At 70.0% G+C, this 13,834-nt stretch carries 14 protein-coding genes; 9 read left to right on the forward strand and 5 right to left on the reverse strand.

Annotated elements, in window-relative coordinates:
- Nucleotides 1-9: 9 nt before the first annotated feature.
- Complete coding sequence (gene msrA / locus OXQ95_RS01640; RefSeq protein ID WP_267378705.1) at nucleotides 10-564, forward strand: peptide-methionine (S)-S-oxide reductase MsrA; 555 nt, start codon at nucleotides 10-12, stop codon at nucleotides 562-564.
- Here the strand turns inward: msrA and OXQ95_RS01645 are convergent.
- Nucleotides 561-1,559 carry an L-threonylcarbamoyladenylate synthase gene (locus tag OXQ95_RS01645; RefSeq protein ID WP_267378708.1) on the reverse strand — a complete coding sequence of 333 codons (999 nt, stop codon included), beginning with the start codon at nucleotides 1,557-1,559 and terminating at the stop codon, nucleotides 561-563. The two genes, msrA and OXQ95_RS01645, sit on opposite strands and share 4 nt — an antisense overlap.
- 49 nt (nucleotides 1,560-1,608) lie before the next feature.
- On the opposite strand from OXQ95_RS01645, the gene OXQ95_RS01650 reads away from it, so the two are divergent.
- Nucleotides 1,609-3,336: an acyl-CoA dehydrogenase gene (locus tag OXQ95_RS01650; RefSeq protein WP_267378711.1), complete on the forward strand. Its 1,728-nt coding sequence runs from the start codon at nucleotides 1,609-1,611 to the stop codon at nucleotides 3,334-3,336.
- Nucleotides 3,333-4,151, forward strand: a complete 819-nt coding sequence (locus OXQ95_RS01655) for an arylamine N-acetyltransferase (protein ID WP_267378714.1) — start codon at nucleotides 3,333-3,335, stop codon at nucleotides 4,149-4,151. The genes OXQ95_RS01650 and OXQ95_RS01655 overlap by 4 nt, the downstream gene beginning before the upstream one ends.
- Here the strand turns inward: OXQ95_RS01655 and OXQ95_RS01660 are convergent.
- Both OXQ95_RS01660 and OXQ95_RS01665 read right to left on the reverse strand, forming a co-directional pair.
- Nucleotides 4,148-4,498: a GntR family transcriptional regulator gene (locus OXQ95_RS01660; protein ID WP_267378717.1), complete on the reverse strand. Its 351-nt coding sequence runs from the start codon at nucleotides 4,496-4,498 to the stop codon at nucleotides 4,148-4,150. The two genes, OXQ95_RS01655 and OXQ95_RS01660, sit on opposite strands and share 4 nt — an antisense overlap.
- 38 nt (nucleotides 4,499-4,536) lie before the next feature.
- Nucleotides 4,537-5,124 (reverse strand): nitroreductase, encoded by a 588-nt coding sequence (locus OXQ95_RS01665; RefSeq protein ID WP_267378719.1) that lies wholly within the window; start codon nucleotides 5,122-5,124, stop codon nucleotides 4,537-4,539.
- 118 nt (nucleotides 5,125-5,242) lie between these two features.
- Between OXQ95_RS01665 and OXQ95_RS01670 the strand changes: the two genes are divergently transcribed.
- Nucleotides 5,243-6,862, forward strand: a complete 1,620-nt coding sequence (locus tag OXQ95_RS01670) for a peptide MFS transporter (RefSeq protein WP_267378722.1) — start codon at nucleotides 5,243-5,245, stop codon at nucleotides 6,860-6,862.
- Between the two features lies 1 nt (nucleotide 6,863).
- Here OXQ95_RS01670 and OXQ95_RS01675 read toward each other — a convergent pair whose 3' ends face one another.
- Complete coding sequence (locus OXQ95_RS01675; protein ID WP_267378725.1) at nucleotides 6,864-7,853, reverse strand: aldo/keto reductase; 990 nt, start codon at nucleotides 7,851-7,853, stop codon at nucleotides 6,864-6,866.
- 16 nt (nucleotides 7,854-7,869) lie between these two features.
- Nucleotides 7,870-9,114 carry a cation:dicarboxylase symporter family transporter gene (locus tag OXQ95_RS01680; RefSeq protein WP_267378727.1) on the reverse strand — a complete coding sequence of 415 codons (1,245 nt, stop codon included), beginning with the start codon at nucleotides 9,112-9,114 and terminating at the stop codon, nucleotides 7,870-7,872.
- Nucleotides 9,115-9,230: 116 nt separating this feature from the next.
- Here OXQ95_RS01680 and glmM point away from each other — a divergent pair, with 116 nt between their 5' ends.
- The 5 genes from glmM to OXQ95_RS01705 all read left to right on the forward strand — a co-directional run bounded on the left by glmM (nucleotide 9,231) and on the right by OXQ95_RS01705 (nucleotide 13,720).
- A complete protein-coding gene (glmM, locus tag OXQ95_RS01685; RefSeq protein ID WP_267378729.1) occupies nucleotides 9,231-10,571 on the forward strand; it encodes a phosphoglucosamine mutase in 1,341 nt (446 codons plus the stop codon).
- Complete coding sequence (locus tag OXQ95_RS01690) at nucleotides 10,571-10,795, forward strand: DUF1272 domain-containing protein (RefSeq protein WP_242096440.1); 225 nt, start codon at nucleotides 10,571-10,573, stop codon at nucleotides 10,793-10,795. Before glmM ends, OXQ95_RS01690 begins: the two co-directional genes overlap by 1 nt.
- Nucleotides 10,792-11,556, forward strand: a complete 765-nt coding sequence (gene thiD, locus OXQ95_RS01695; protein WP_267378735.1) for a bifunctional hydroxymethylpyrimidine kinase/phosphomethylpyrimidine kinase — start codon at nucleotides 10,792-10,794, stop codon at nucleotides 11,554-11,556. The genes OXQ95_RS01690 and thiD overlap by 4 nt, the downstream gene beginning before the upstream one ends.
- A gap of 210 nt (nucleotides 11,557-11,766) precedes the next feature.
- Entirely contained in the window at nucleotides 11,767-12,435 is a 669-nt protein-coding gene (locus tag OXQ95_RS01700; protein WP_242096438.1) for a ribonuclease HII, read from the forward strand.
- Between the two features lie 148 nt (nucleotides 12,436-12,583).
- Nucleotides 12,584-13,720, forward strand: coding sequence for a site-specific DNA-methyltransferase (locus tag OXQ95_RS01705; protein WP_276588779.1), 1,137 nt, complete (start codon nucleotides 12,584-12,586; stop codon nucleotides 13,718-13,720).
- Nucleotides 13,721-13,834: the final 114 nt, after the last annotated feature.

Genomic DNA, 13,834 nt, shown 5'->3' on the forward strand with positions numbered 1-13,834 from the left:
GAGACGGACATGACGGATGTTGTAACGCTGGCGGGCGGGTGTTTCTGGTGCACCGAGGCGGTGTTCAAGGATGTGATCGGCGTGGAGTCGGTCGAAAGCGGCTATATCGGGGGGCATGTCGCCGACCCGACCTATCGCGCGGTGTGCGGCGGCGATACCGGCCATGCCGAGGCGATCCGGATCGGCTTCGATCCCGAGCGGCTGGCGCTGGGCGACCTGCTCGACATCTTCTTCGCGACGCACGATCCGACGCAGCTCAACCGGCAGGGCAACGATGTCGGTACGCAATATCGTTCGGCGATGTTCCCCAAGGACGCGGAACAGGCCGCCGAGATGGAAGCCGCGAAGGCGCGCGCGCAGGTTGACTCGGCCAAGCCTATCGTCACCACGATCGAGACGCCCACGGATGCGATCGGCGCCACCTGGTATCCGGCCGAAGGCTATCACCAGGATTATTGGGAGACGTCGGGGCGCTCCAATCCCTATTGCATGGCGGTGATCCCGCCCAAGCTGCAGAAGCTGCGCAAGAGCTTTGCAGAACGCTCGCGGGCGGTGACCGCCTAACGGTGCGCGGCGCGGCGCAGGCGATCCGCTATCGCCGCGCCGATACCGTCGGGCGGGATCGGCGCCACCGCGATCCGCGTGCCCGGTGCGGCATCGGCGCGGTGGAGCGCGGCGAAGAGATTGGCCGCGGCGGTGACGGGGTCGTCGCCGAGGCTCTCGTCGCCGGGGAGCGGGCCATAGCCGATGAACCACTCGCCGGGTTGGGCGGTGGTGGCATCCAGACGGAGCGGCTTGCGCGGCGCATAATGGCTGTCGAGCTGGCCGGGCGCGTTGACGACCCTGTTCCCCGGCGAAGGTCGGGGCCTGGTTGGGGGGGCGCCCTGATATGCGCTGTGCGCGGTCGCGGGAGCCGTCCCCGCTGAGCCCCGGCCTTCGCCGGGGAACAGGATCTGGAGATCGGCCGCCGTCACTGGCCCCGGACGCAGGATTTCGCGCCCCGCCATGATCGTCGACTCCAGCCCCGCCGCACAGGCGCCGTCGTCGATCACAAGCGGCACCGCGTCGCCGAGGCTCGCGACGACATGTGCGGCGGTCGTCGGGCTGATGCCGCCGCTGGCGTTGGCCGATGGCGCGGCGAGCGGCCGACCGCTCGTGGCGATCAGGTCGCGCATCGCCCGTCCCGAGGGCACGCGCACCGCGATCGTGGCCAGCCCCGCCGTGACCAGCGCGGCGATCCCGGCATCGGCGCGCAGCGGCAGCACCAGCGTGAGCGGTCCCGGCCAGAAGGCGTCGGCGAGTGCGGCGGCATCGGCATCGAAGACCGCGATCCGATCGGCGGCGGCGCGGTCGAGCACATGGACGATCAGCGGGTTGAAGCGCGGTCGGCCTTTGGCGGCATAGATCCGCGCGACCGCCTTCGAATCGGTCGCGTCCGCGGCCAGGCCATAGACGGTTTCGGTCGGCACCCCGACGATCCCCCCGGCGCGGATCGCGGCGGCGGCGGCCGCGATCGCGGCCGTGCCGTAAGGGAGAATTCGGGGGTTTGGAGGCGCCATGATGCGCCGCTATAGCCCCGCCATAAGCGAGAGATAAGAGGACGCGACGATGGCTTTCACCCCCCCGACGCAGGAACAGCGTTTCGTACTCGATCAGGTGGTGCGGATCGGCGAACTGGCCGAGACGCCGCGCTTCGCGGCGGCGAGCGACGACGTGGTCGATGCGGTGCTCGACGGCGTCGGCCAGTTCGCGGCGGGCGAATGGGCGCCGCTCAACCGGATCGGCGACACCGTGGGGGCGAAATGGACGCCGGACGGCGTGGTGATGCCCGACGGGTTCGGCGCGGCATACCGCGATTATGTCGAGGGCGGCTGGGGCACGATCGGCGTGGCCGAAGAGTTCGGCGGGCAGGGGTTGCCGTTCGCGATCCAGACCGCGGTGCTCGACACGCTCGGCTCCGCGAACATGGGTTTCGCGCTCTGCCCCACGCTGACGGTGGGCGCGATCGAGGCGCTGGCGCATCACGGCAGCCCCGAGCAGCAGGCGCTCTATCTGCCGCATCTGGCCACCGGCGAATGGACCGGCACGATGAACCTGACCGAGCCGCAGGCGGGCAGCGACGTCGGCGCGCTCCGCGCCACCGCCAAGCCGCTCGGTGACGGCAAATGGGCGATCAAGGGCACCAAGATCTATATCTCGTTCGGCGATCACGACATGGCGGCGAACATCGTCCACCTCGTCCTGGCGCGCACCCCGGACGCGCCGCCGGGCACGCGCGGCATCTCGCTGTTCCTCGTGCCCAAATACCGGCTGGCCGAGGATGGTACGCCGGGCGACTTCAACGACGTGCGCGTCGTGTCGATCGAGCACAAGATGGGGCTGCACGCCTCGCCCACCTGCGTCTTGAGCTTCGGCGATCACGACAATTGCATCGGCGAGCTGATCGGGGCGGAACATGCCGGGATGCGCGCGATGTTCACGATGATGAACAACGCCCGGCTGAACGTCGGCCTGCAGGGCGTGCAGGTGGCCGAGGGCGCGACCCAGGCCGCGGTCGCCTATGCGCTGGATCGGGTGCAGTCGGCGCGCGCGGGATCGCCCGACAAGGCGTCGGTCGCGATCGTCCAGCATCCCGACGTACGGCGCATGCTGATGCGGATGAAGGCGCAGACCCAGGCCGCGCGCGCCCTGGTCTATTATGCCGCCGGCCAGGTGGATCGCGCGGGGCTGGGCGATGCCGAAGCACGCGGTCGGCTCGAGCTGGTGACGCCGCTCGCCAAGGCGCATGGCACCGATCTCGGCAACGAGGTCGCGAGCATCGGCATCCAGGTCCATGGCGGCATGGGCTATGTCGAGGAGACGGGCGCGGCGCAGTATTTCCGCGATGCGCGGATCACCCCCATTTACGAGGGCACCAACGGCATCCAGGCGGCCGATCTGGTCGGGCGCAAGCTTGGGCTGGACAATGGCGGCGTGTTCGCGCGGCTGATCGCCGACATTCGCGCGGAGGCGCGCGACGCGCGGCTGCGCGCGCTGGTCGATGCGTGCGAGGATGTCGGCCGGCGGCTCGCGACGGCGGATGCGGACGACCGGCTGGCGGCAAGCTATCCCTTCCTCACGATGCTGTCGGTCGCGACCTGCGGCTGGCTGATGGAGCGACAGGGCCGCGCCCTGGCCGAGGGTGGAGCGGGCGAGGATGCGTTCGGGCGGATGAAGGCGGCGGCGGTGCGTTTCTATCTCGAACAGATCGTGCCCGAGGCGATGGGATTGCTCGCCGCCGCCACCGCGAGCGCGGAGACGCTCTACGCCGTGGAGCCGGAGATGTTCGCGGCATGAGCTTCGACGTCGGCGCGTATTTCGCGCGGATCGGCATGCCGGCGCGGCCGACGCCCGATGCGGCCGGGCTCCAGCGGCTGCAGCAGGCGCACCGGCTGGCGATCCCGTTCGAAAATCTGGACGTGCGGCTCGGGCGGGTCATCGCGATCGACAGCGCGAGCGTGTTCGTCAAGCTGGTGACCGCGCGGCGCGGCGGTTACTGCTTCGAGCAGAACCGGCTGTTCCTCGATGCGCTCGACGCGCTGGGCTTCGTCGCGCGGCCGCTGCTCGCCCGCGTCTGGCTGGGGGCGACCGGCGTGCCGCCGCTGACGCACACGCTGGCGCTGGTCACGATCGACGGACAGAATTGGATTGCGGATGCGGGCTTCGGCGGCAGCTATGCACCGGTGATGCCGCTGGCGGACGGCGCCGAGACGTTGGCGCCCGATGGCGCGCGCTTCGTGCTCACCAGCAGCGAGGACGGCTGGATGCTCGCGCGCGAGGGCGATCCGCTCACCACCGACGGCCGCGACACGGGCGCGGGGCTGCGCGCGCAATATAGCTTCACGCTGGCGAACGTCGAACCGGCGGACCTGATGCTCAGCAACCACTGGACGTCGACCGCGCCAGACAGCCGCTTTCGCAACCATGCGATCGTCAGCATCGTGCTGCCGCGCGGCTTCGCCACGCTGACCGACCGGCTGTATCGCCGCCGATCGGGCGAGGAGGCGACGAGCGGCGAGGTCGCCGATCCGCGCATCTATCGCATGCGGCTCAGCCTGATGTTCGGCATCGATCTGGACGTGGACGAAGTGGCCACGCTCGGGCTGTTCTAGGCGCGTTCGAGCAGATCGCCCGCGTCGAGGCCCAGTAGCGCGATATGGTCGCGGATGCGGGGCCAGTGGACGCCCACGAACGTCTCGCGTTCGGCGATGCGCAGCCGTTCGGCCGCCCCGGGCAGCACGAACATGCCGACACCGCGGCGCACCTCGACATAGCCGTCGTCCTGGAAGCCCTGATACGCCTTGGCGACGGTGAGCGGGTTGGCGCCATGTTCGGCGGCGAAGGCGCGGACCGAGGGAAGCTGGTCGCCCGCGCCGTAATCGCCGCGCAGGATGCCGGCGGCGATCGTGCCGCGCAGGCGGATATAGACGGGGCTGTCGTCGCTGTTGAGCGCTGTCATGCTGCGTTAATACAGCAAAGGGGCGGCGGCGTCGAGTCTCACGAGCCCCGTCCCTCCGCCCAGACGCTGGCGATCGCCGCCATGTCGGGCCGGGGGCGTTCGTCGAGCGGGCGCGAGGGGGTGCCGAGGAAGACGAAACCGGCGATCCGCTCGGGCGCCTGGCCGAACGCGTCGCGCACTGTCTCGCTGAACGCCGGCCAGCCGGTGAGCCAGCCGCCGGCGAAGCCCAGCGCATGCGCGGCGTGGAGCAGGTTCATGCAGGCCGCCCCGGCGGACAATTCCTGCTCCCAGACCGGGATCTTGCTGGGTTTGGGCGACGACAGCACCACGACGAGCGCGGGCGCCTGGTGCGCGAACTGGGCGAGCCCCTCCAGCTCGGCGGCCTGCGCACCCGGCCGCTCGGCGCGAAAGGCCTCGGCCAGCACGCCCGCCAGCGCCGCGCGCGCTTCCAGTGGCACGACCACGAAGCGCCAGGGCGCGAGCTTGCCATGATCCGGGGTGCGCGCGGCGATCGTCAGGATCGTCGCGAGCTGATCGGGGGCGGGCCCGGGGGCCACGAGGTCGCGCGGCTTGCCCGATCGGCGGGTGGCGAGCAGCGAAAGCGGGGTGGAGGCGTCGTTCAGCATCGTCGCGACAGATAGGCGTGGCCCCCGCATATTTACAGGGCGCGCTTTGCCGCTACGCTGGCGCCGATATCCGCGTATGCCGGCAGTCGGCGACGATATCTGGAGTGCAGAGCCGCCGATGGCCATCGCCGCCTACCCCACGCCGCCGCTTCCCGAGGGGCGCACCATTCTCGGCCACCCCGTCGGCCTGTTCGTGCTGTTCTTCGCCGAGATGTGGGAGCGGTTCTCCTATTACGGCATGCGCGGGCTGCTGATCTTCTATCTCACCAAGCATTGGCTGTTCGACAAGGAACATGCCTCGCTGATCTACGGTGCCTATACCGCGCTGGTGTACATCACGCCGGTGATCGGCGGTTACATGGCGGATCGCTATCTCGGGCAGCGCAAGGCGGTGCTGTACGGCGCGGTGCTGCTGGTGCTCGGCCACGGGCTGATGGCCGTGGAGGGCAGCGGCGGCCAAAGCGATCCGACCATCAACCTGTTCTGGCTCGCGCTCAGCTTCATCATCGTCGGCGCGGGCTTCCTGAAGGCCAATATCTCGGTGATCGTGGGGCAGCTCTATCCGCGCACCGATCCGCGCCGCGATCCGGCCTATACGATCTTCTACATCGGCATCAACACGGGCGCGTTCCTGGGCGCGATCGTCGCCGGCTGGCTGGGCGAACGCTATGGCTGGTCCTGGGGATTCGGCGCGGCGGGCGTCGGCATGCTGCTGGGCCTGGTGGTGTTCGTGCTCGGCCGGCCCGCGCTGCTCGGCCGGGGCGAGCCCACCGATCCAGCGCGGCTGCGCACGCGGACTGCGGGGCTGCCGTTCGAGGCGTGGCTCTATGCCAGCGGCCTGATCGCGGTGGTGGCGATCTGGTGGCTGATCCAGCATCAGGATCTGGTCGGCACGCTGCTGGGCATCGCGGGCGCGGCGCTGGTCGGTTATGTGATCTACACCGCCGTGCTGCGCCTGCCGCGCGAGGACCGCGACCGGATCTTCGCGCTGCTGTTCCTGATCTTCGCCTCGATCCTGTTCTGGGCGCTGTTCGAACAGGCGGGCAATTCGCTGAACCTCTATACCGACGAGCATGTCGATCGCCACATGGCGGGCTTCGACGTGCCGGCCTCGGTCTTCCAGTCGGTCAACTCGCTCTACATCATGATCTTCGGGCCGGTCATCGCATGGCTGTGGACGTTTCTCGCCAAACGCGGGCGCGAGCCGTCCGCGCCCGCCAAGTTCGGGATCGCCATGCTCCAGCTCGGCTTCAGCTTCCTGGTGCTGGTGTGGGGTGCGAAGGCGGCGGGGATCGGGCAGCTGACCCCGGTGCTCTTCATCTTCCTGATCTATCTGTTCCAGACGACGGGCGAATTGTGCCTGTCGCCCGTCGGCCTGTCGGCGATGAACCGGCTGAGCCCGGCCAACATGGCCAGCCTGGTAATGGGCACCTGGTATTTCGCCACCGCGGCGGGCAATTTCGCCGCCGGGCTGATCTCGCAGGCGACCGGCGGGGGCGAGGGCGTGGCGGGGGCAGGCCAGGAACGCGTGCTCGACGTCTACACGACGGTCGGCTGGTTCGGGATCGGTGCGGGCGTCGTGCTGATCGCGATCGCGCCGTGGTTCCGCCGGCTGATGCATCTCGACACGCTCGTCGACGATCCCGCGCATGCAATGGCGGGGCAGAACGAACTGGCCGAACCGTCCGCCGCCGGTTTCCGTACCGACGGCGAGACGGTCCCGCCCCGCAGGCGGTAATTCAGCGGCGGACCATCGCCATCATCGCCTCGCCATAGCGCGGCCCCGCCGTGCCGCCGCGCGGGGCGGCGGCGTCGAGCGCGGCGAGATCGTCGGCGGTGAGCGCGAGATCGGGCGCGGCCATGCTGTCCTCCAGCGTGGCGCGCCGCTTGGAGCCGGGGATCGGCACCACGTCGGGCCCTTGCGCCAGCAGCCAGGCGAGCGCCACCTGCGCCGCGCTGACGCCGTGCGCGTCGGCGATCCGCTTCACCACGGCGACCATTTCCATGTTGCGGTCGAAATTCTCGGGCGCATAGCGCGGATCGTTGCGGCGGAAATCGTCCGGGCCCAGGGTCTCCGGCCGCTGCGCCTGCCCGGTCAGGAAGCCGCGGCCGAGCGGGCTATAGGGCACGAGCCCGATGCCCAGCGCGCGGGCGAGGGGCAGGATCTCCGCCTCAAGATCGCGCTCCCACAGCGAATATTCGTTCTGGAGCGCGGCAATCGGGTGGACCGCGGCGGCGCGGCGCATCGATTCGATGCCGGGCTCCGACAGGCCCAGATGGCGCACCTTGCCCGCCTTCACCAGATCGGCCATCGCGCCCACCGTCTCCTCGATCGGCACGTCGGGATCGACGCGGTGCTGGTAGAACAGGTCGATCGTCTCGATGCCGAGCCGCTTCAGCGATCCCTCGCACGCTGCGCGCACGTTTTCGGGCGTGCTGTTCAGCCCCTGGCCGCGCTTGCCGTCTTCGATCCGGAAACCGAATTTGGTGGCGATCACCAATCCGTCGCGCTTGCCCTTGATGGCGCGGCCGAGCAGCGCCTCGTTGGTGTGCGGGCCATAGATCTCGGCGGTGTCGAAAAGTGTGACGCCCAGGTCGATCGCGCGGTGGATGGTGGCGATGCTCTCGCCCTCGTCCGCCGCGCCGTACATGCCGTCGCCCACCATCGGCATGCAGCCAAGGCCGAGCGCGGAGACGACGAGGCCGTCGCCCAAGGTGCGCTGTTTCATCAGGAGGTCTCCGTGGTCAGGCCCGGTCGTCGGTCGGCCGGGCGCTACGAGCGGAAACGGCCAAGGTGGCGGCAAGGTCCATCATCACGTTGCCGAGCGTGCGGACGATGTCGGGGATGGTCTCCACCGCGACGAGCAGGCCGAGCGGCGCAACCGGCGCGCCCAGCGCCGAGGCGATCGGTGCGATCGCGCTGACATAGCTGATCGTGCCGGGCAGGCTGACCGAGCCGAGCGAGGTAAGCGTCGCCACCACGATCCCGACCGCGAGCACGGCGGGCGTGAGTGTCACGCCGAACCAGGTGGCGACGTAGATCGCCACAGCCAGGTTCATCGCCGGCCCGGTCGCGCGGAAGATCGCCACCGCCAGCGGCAGCGTGACGCCCGAGGTGGCGACCGGCACGCCCAGCGCGCTCGCGCCCTCGATCATCGCCGGCAGCGTCGCGATCGAGGATTGCGTGCTGATCGCGACCGCCTGGCTCGGCAACACCGCGCGGGTATAGGCGCCAAGCCCGGTGCGGCCGCCGATCACCGCCAGCGGATAGGCGGCGAGCGACACCACCGCGCCGACGCCCGCGACGATCGCGATGTAATGGACGAGCGCACCGAACGCGCCGGTGCCCGCGCGCGCGCCGACGACGAGCGCCAGCGCGAACACGCCGACCGGCGCGATCCACAGGATCCATTCGATCACGACGAGCATCGCATCGCGCACCGCGGTGAAGAAGGCGGTGAGCAGCGCGCGGCCCTCGGGCGCGATCCGCGTCATCGCAAAGGCGAAGACGAGCGCGAAGATGATGAGCGACAGGAACGCGTTTTCCGCTGCTGCCTTCACGATGTTGGCGGGGATGATGCCGGCGAGGAACTGGCCGAGCGGCGGCGCCTTGGCGACGGTCTCGTGCCCCACCAGCGCGGCGCGCAGGCTGGCGGCGGAGGCGGCGGGGATCGGCACGATGCGCAGGAAGAGCGGCGTCAGCACCGCCGCCGCGGTGGCCGAGGCGACGAGCAGCGCGACGTAGAGCGCGATCGCGCGCGCGGCGAGCCGCCCCGCCTGCGCCGCCTCGGCGGTGGCCGCGACGCCGGTGATGAGCAGCGCCACCACCAGCGGCACGATCGTCATCTGCAGCGCGTTCAGCCATGCGGTGCCGATCGGCTGGGCGACGCTGGCGGCCGGATCGACCAGGGCGGGCGCGAACGCGGCGAGCGCGATTCCGCCGATCAGGCCGGCGACGAGCGAGAGAAGGATCCGGGTCGCCTGCGACATGGGGGCTTTCGAACGGGTTGGGCAGACATGCGGCGTGCGGCAGGGGGTGGCCCCGCCGCCCGCCGATGCATTAGAGCGGTTGGCGTACGGCTCTAGCGGAACGGACGGCGGCAGGCATGGCAAGAAAATATTTCGGCACCGATGGGATTCGCGGCCTCACCAATGCGGGTGCGATGACCGCGGCGATGGCGATGAAGGTGGGGATGGCGGCCGGCACCTATTTCCTGCGCGGCGATCACCGCCACCGCGTGCTGATCGGCAAGGACACGCGACTGTCGGGCTATATGCTCGAATCGGCGCTGGTGGCGGGGTTCACCAGCGTGGGCATGGACGTGGTGATGGTCGGGCCGATGCCGACGCCGGGCGTGGCCATGCTCACCCAGTCGATGCGCGCCGATATCGGCGTGATGATCTCGGCCAGCCACAATCCGTTCGCCGACAACGGCATCAAATTGTTCGGCCCCGACGGCTACAAGCTCAGCGACGATGCGGAGGCGGCGATCGAGGCGCTGATCGACGGCGACATTCCGCTCGCGGCCGCCGACCATATCGGCCGCGCGCGCCGGATCGACGATGCGCAGGGCCGCTACATCAACTCGGCCAAGGCCACCTTTCCCCGCGACCTGCGGCTCGACGGGATGCGCGTCGTGATCGATTGCGCGAACGGGGCGGCGTACAAGGTCGCGCCCTCCGCTCTGTGGGAGCTGGGCGCGGACGTGATCGCGATCGGGGTGACACCCGATGGCACCAACATCAACGACGGCGTCGGCTCCACCGCGCCGCAGACGCTGTCGGAGACGGTGGTCGCGAGCGGCGCCGATATCGGCATCGCGCTCGACGGCGATGCCGACCGGCTGATCGTGGTCGACGAAAAGGGCAAGGTGGTCGACGGCGACCAGCTGATGGCGACGATCGCGGCCGGCTGGGCGCGGCAGGGCAAGCTGGCGGGCGGCGGCGTGGTGGCGACCGTGATGTCCAATCTGGGGCTCGAACGGCATCTGGCGGCGCAGGGCCTGGGGCTGATCCGCACCAGCGTGGGCGACCGGCACGTGCTGGAGGCGATGCGCGCGCGGGGGTATAATGTGGGCGGCGAACAGTCGGGCCATATCATCCTCGCCGATTACGCCACCACCGGCGACGGGCTGGTCGCCGCGCTTCAGGTGCTGGCCGAGGTGCGCCGCGCGGGCGCGCCGGCGAGCGCGGTGCTGCACCGGTTCGAGCCGCTGCCGCAATTGCTGAAGAACGTGCGCTTCGCCGGCGGCAAGCCGCTGGAGGCCGACAGCGTGAAGGCGGTGATCGCGGAGGCCGAGGCGGAGCTCGCGGGGCGTGGTCGGCTGGTGATCCGGCCTTCGGGCACCGAGCCGGTGATCCGGGTGATGGCGGAGGGCGACGATCCGCAGCAGGTCGAGCGCGTGGTCGACCGGATCTGCGATGCGGTGAAGGCGGCGGCGGCCTGATGCTCGCCATGCACCCCGATTGCGCGCGCTGCGGCGCGGATCTGCCGGCGGATGCGGGGGGTGCGTTCGTCTGTTCGCTCGAATGCACCTTCTGCGCGGAATGCGCCGATGCGCTGGACGAGCGTTGCCCCAATTGCGGCGGCGAGCTGCTCGACCGGCCGACGCGTACCGGCAAGGCGCTGAAGGACCATCCGGCCTCGACCCGGCGGCAATATCCGGGATGACGATCGCGCGCGTGCTGGCGATCGCCGGATCGGACAGCGGCGGCGGGGCGGGGATCCAGGCCGATATCAGGACGATCACGATGCTCGGCGGCCATGCGATGACCGCGGTGACGGCGATCACCGCGCAGAACACGCAGGGCGTGCAGGCGGCGATGCCGGTGCCGGCGGAGATGGTGATCGCGCAGATCCGCTCGGTGGCGGATGATATCGGCGTGGATGCGGTGAAGATCGGCATGATCGGCTCGGCGGCCACCGCGCATGCGGTGGCGGACTGGCTCGGCACCATGCCCGGGGTGCCGGTGGTCTTCGATCCGGTGATGATCGCGACGAGCGGCGCGACGCTGGCCGACGCCGCGACGATCGCCGCATTCGGACGGCTGATGCGGCGGGCGACGGTGACGACGCCCAATCTGCCCGAACTGGCGGCGCTGGGCGGCGAGGATGCGGTCCGCGCGCAGGGCGGCGCGGTGCTCGTGAAGGGCGGGCATGGCGCGGGCGACCGGGTCGAGGACCGGCTGATCGCCACCGACGGCACGCAAAGCCGCTGGTCCGAAGCGCGCATCCCGACGCGCCACACCCATGGCACCGGCTGCACGCTGGCGAGCGGCATCGCGACCGGGTTGGCACAGGGGCTGACGCTGACGGCCGCCGTGGAGCGCGCGATCGGTTTCGTCCGCGCCGCGCTGGCGCACGCGCCCGGCCTCGGCGCGGGGCACGGGCCGATGGGACACGCGATGGGGCGGGTGCCGTATGACGCCTGATCTTGCTTGGCCGCTGCGGCGGCGTGCGAAACATGCCGAAACAGGGTGGTTCGCGCAAAGACGCGAAGACGCGAAGAGGTCGCGCCCGGCCGCGCCGACGGCGCTTTCTTCATCGATGGGTGATGGTGCGGGTGCGCTGCCGCGCACGATCCCTCTTGGCGTCTTCGCGTCTTTGCGCGAAGCCTTCTCTTCCAGGCCAAGCCTCTCCCAATGACTCAAAAACCCACCCGCCCCAGCCTCAAACACGAAAAGCTCTGCCTCGCCCCCGTCGTGGGCGTGGACGAAGCGGGCCGCGGGCCGCTGGCGGGGCCGGTGGTGGCCGCCGCCGTCATCCTGCCGGCCAGGGGCGTGCCGCGCGGGATCGACGATTCCAAGACGCTCTCCGCCGCCACCCGCGCGCGGCTGCACGGGCGGCTGATGGCCTGTGCGGTGGTCGGCATCGGCATCGTCGAGGCGGACGAGATCGACACGCTCAACATCCACTGGGCAACGATGAAGGCGATGACGCTCGCGGTCGAGGCGCTGGCCCGCGAGGGCGGCCAGGCGCCGGGCCATGTGCTGGTCGACGGCAACCGGCTGCCGCGATGGGGCTATGCCGCAACGCCGATCGTGAAGGGCGATTCGCATTCGCTGTCGATCGCCGCGGCCTCGATCGTCGCCAAGCACACCCGCGACACGATCATGCTGGCGCATGCCGAGGCGCATCCGCATTATGGCTGGGCGTCGAACAAGGGCTATGGCTGTGCCGCGCATCTGCGCGCGCTGGCCGAACATGGGCCGACCCCGCTGCACCGCCGCAGCTTCGCGCCGGTCGCCGCGGCGTACCGGATGCGCGAATCCGGGCCCCCGAGTCTTTTCGGCCACACCACCAGCGCTTGAGTCCGCGGGGATCGCCAGACTCCATATCTGGCCGCGAGCGGGTCATCGGCACGGTAGCGCGCCGCTCGCCGCCGGTGCCGCGCCGGCAATCAAGGCTTGACGGATTCCGCCCCGTCCGCAGGAATGGCCGGCGAATTAGGGGCAAGACATGGCAGTGACCGAAACCATCGCGCGACCGCGCACCGCGCGATCCGAGACCGCCGCGCCCGCCGCGCTGCCGCTCGACCAGATTTTGCGCGGCGACTGCATCGCGCAGATGAAGGCGCTGCCGGCGAAATCGGTCGACATGATCTTTGCCGATCCGCCCTATAATCTGCAGCTCGGCGGCGAGCTGTTCCGGCCCGATGGCAGCCATGTCGATGCCGTCACCGACGATTGGGACAAGTTCGACACGTTCGCGCTGTACGACCGCTTCACCCGCGCCTGGCTGAAGGAGGCGCGCCGCATCCTGAAGGACGACGGCGCGCTGTGGGTGATCGGCAGCTATCACAACATCTTCCGCGTCGGCGCCGCGGTGCAGGATCTGGGCTATTGGATCCTGAACGACATCGTGTGGCGCAAGGCCAATCCGATGCCCAATTTCCGCGGCACGCGCTTCACCAACGCGCACGAGACGCTGATCTGGGCGTCGAAGGGCGAGAAGGCGAAATACACCTTCAACTATCGCAGCATGAAGACGCTGAACGACGAATTGCAGATGCGCAGCGACTGGGAGTTCCCGATCTGCGGCGGCGGCGAGCGGCTGAAGAAGAACGGCACCAAGGTGCACCCGACGCAGAAGCCCGAGGCGTTGATCTACCGCGTGCTGCTCGCCTGCACCAAGCCCGGCGACGTGGTGCTCGATCCGTTCTTCGGCACCGGCACGACGGGCGCGGTGGCCAAGCGGCTGGGGCGGCGCTGGATCGGGATCGAGCGCGAGGCGGATTATATCGCCGCCGCCGAGGAGCGGATCGCGGCGGCGCTGCCGCTCGACGAATCCGTGCTCGCCACGATGATGAGCCCGCGCCAGGCGCCCAAGGTGGCGTTCGGCACCCTGGTCGAGAACGGGTATCTGGCGCCGGGCGCGGTGCTGGTCGACGTGAAGCGGCGCTGGCGCGTGACGGTGCGCGCGGACGGATCGCTGCTGAGCGATTGCGGCGCCAGCGGATCGATCCACAAGCTGGGCGCCACGCTCCAGAACGCTCCGGCCTGCAACGGTTGGAGCTTCTGGCATCACGAGGCGGACGGCGCGCTTCGCCCCATCGACACGCTGCGCCAGACCTATCTGCTCGCGACCCAGCCTTGAGCGGCGAGACGCCTCCGTTCCCCGGCGAAGGCCGGGGCCCAGTATTGGGGGGACGCAGGTGATCGGCGTTGCGCATAGTCACGAAGCCCTTTCCAACTGGAACCCGGCCTTCGC

This window comes from Sphingomonas sp. GC_Shp_6 (assembly GCF_026540835.1).
Taxonomy (GTDB): Bacteria; Pseudomonadota; Alphaproteobacteria; order Sphingomonadales; family Sphingomonadaceae; genus Sphingomonas.

Excerpts from the sequence above, each read along its gene's own strand:
- OXQ95_RS01645 (WP_267378708.1), bottom strand. The coding sequence starts at position 1,559 with ATGGCGCCTCCAAACCCCCGAATTCTCCCTTACGGCACGGCCGCGATC.
- OXQ95_RS01680 (WP_267378727.1), bottom strand. The coding sequence starts at position 9,114 with ATGTCGCAGGCGACCCGGATCCTTCTCTCGCTCGTCGCCGGCCTGATC.
- OXQ95_RS01700 (WP_242096438.1), top strand. The coding sequence starts at position 11,767 with ATGACTCAAAAACCCACCCGCCCCAGCCTCAAACACGAAAAGCTCTGC.
- OXQ95_RS01660 (WP_267378717.1), bottom strand. The coding sequence starts at position 4,498 with ATGACAGCGCTCAACAGCGACGACAGCCCCGTCTATATCCGCCTGCGC.
- OXQ95_RS01650 (WP_267378711.1), top strand. The coding sequence starts at position 1,609 with ATGGCTTTCACCCCCCCGACGCAGGAACAGCGTTTCGTACTCGATCAG.
- OXQ95_RS01675 (WP_267378725.1), bottom strand. The coding sequence starts at position 7,853 with ATGAAACAGCGCACCTTGGGCGACGGCCTCGTCGTCTCCGCGCTCGGC.
- msrA (WP_267378705.1), top strand. The coding sequence starts at position 10 with ATGACGGATGTTGTAACGCTGGCGGGCGGGTGTTTCTGGTGCACCGAG.
- glmM (WP_267378729.1), top strand. The coding sequence starts at position 9,231 with ATGGCAAGAAAATATTTCGGCACCGATGGGATTCGCGGCCTCACCAAT.
- OXQ95_RS01690 (WP_242096440.1), top strand. The coding sequence starts at position 10,571 with ATGCTCGCCATGCACCCCGATTGCGCGCGCTGCGGCGCGGATCTGCCG.
- OXQ95_RS01655 (WP_267378714.1), top strand. The coding sequence starts at position 3,333 with ATGAGCTTCGACGTCGGCGCGTATTTCGCGCGGATCGGCATGCCGGCG.
- OXQ95_RS01705 (WP_276588779.1), top strand. The coding sequence starts at position 12,584 with ATGGCAGTGACCGAAACCATCGCGCGACCGCGCACCGCGCGATCCGAG.
- thiD (WP_267378735.1), top strand. The coding sequence starts at position 10,792 with ATGACGATCGCGCGCGTGCTGGCGATCGCCGGATCGGACAGCGGCGGC.
- OXQ95_RS01665 (WP_267378719.1), bottom strand. The coding sequence starts at position 5,124 with ATGCTGAACGACGCCTCCACCCCGCTTTCGCTGCTCGCCACCCGCCGA.
- OXQ95_RS01670 (WP_267378722.1), top strand. The coding sequence starts at position 5,243 with ATGGCCATCGCCGCCTACCCCACGCCGCCGCTTCCCGAGGGGCGCACC.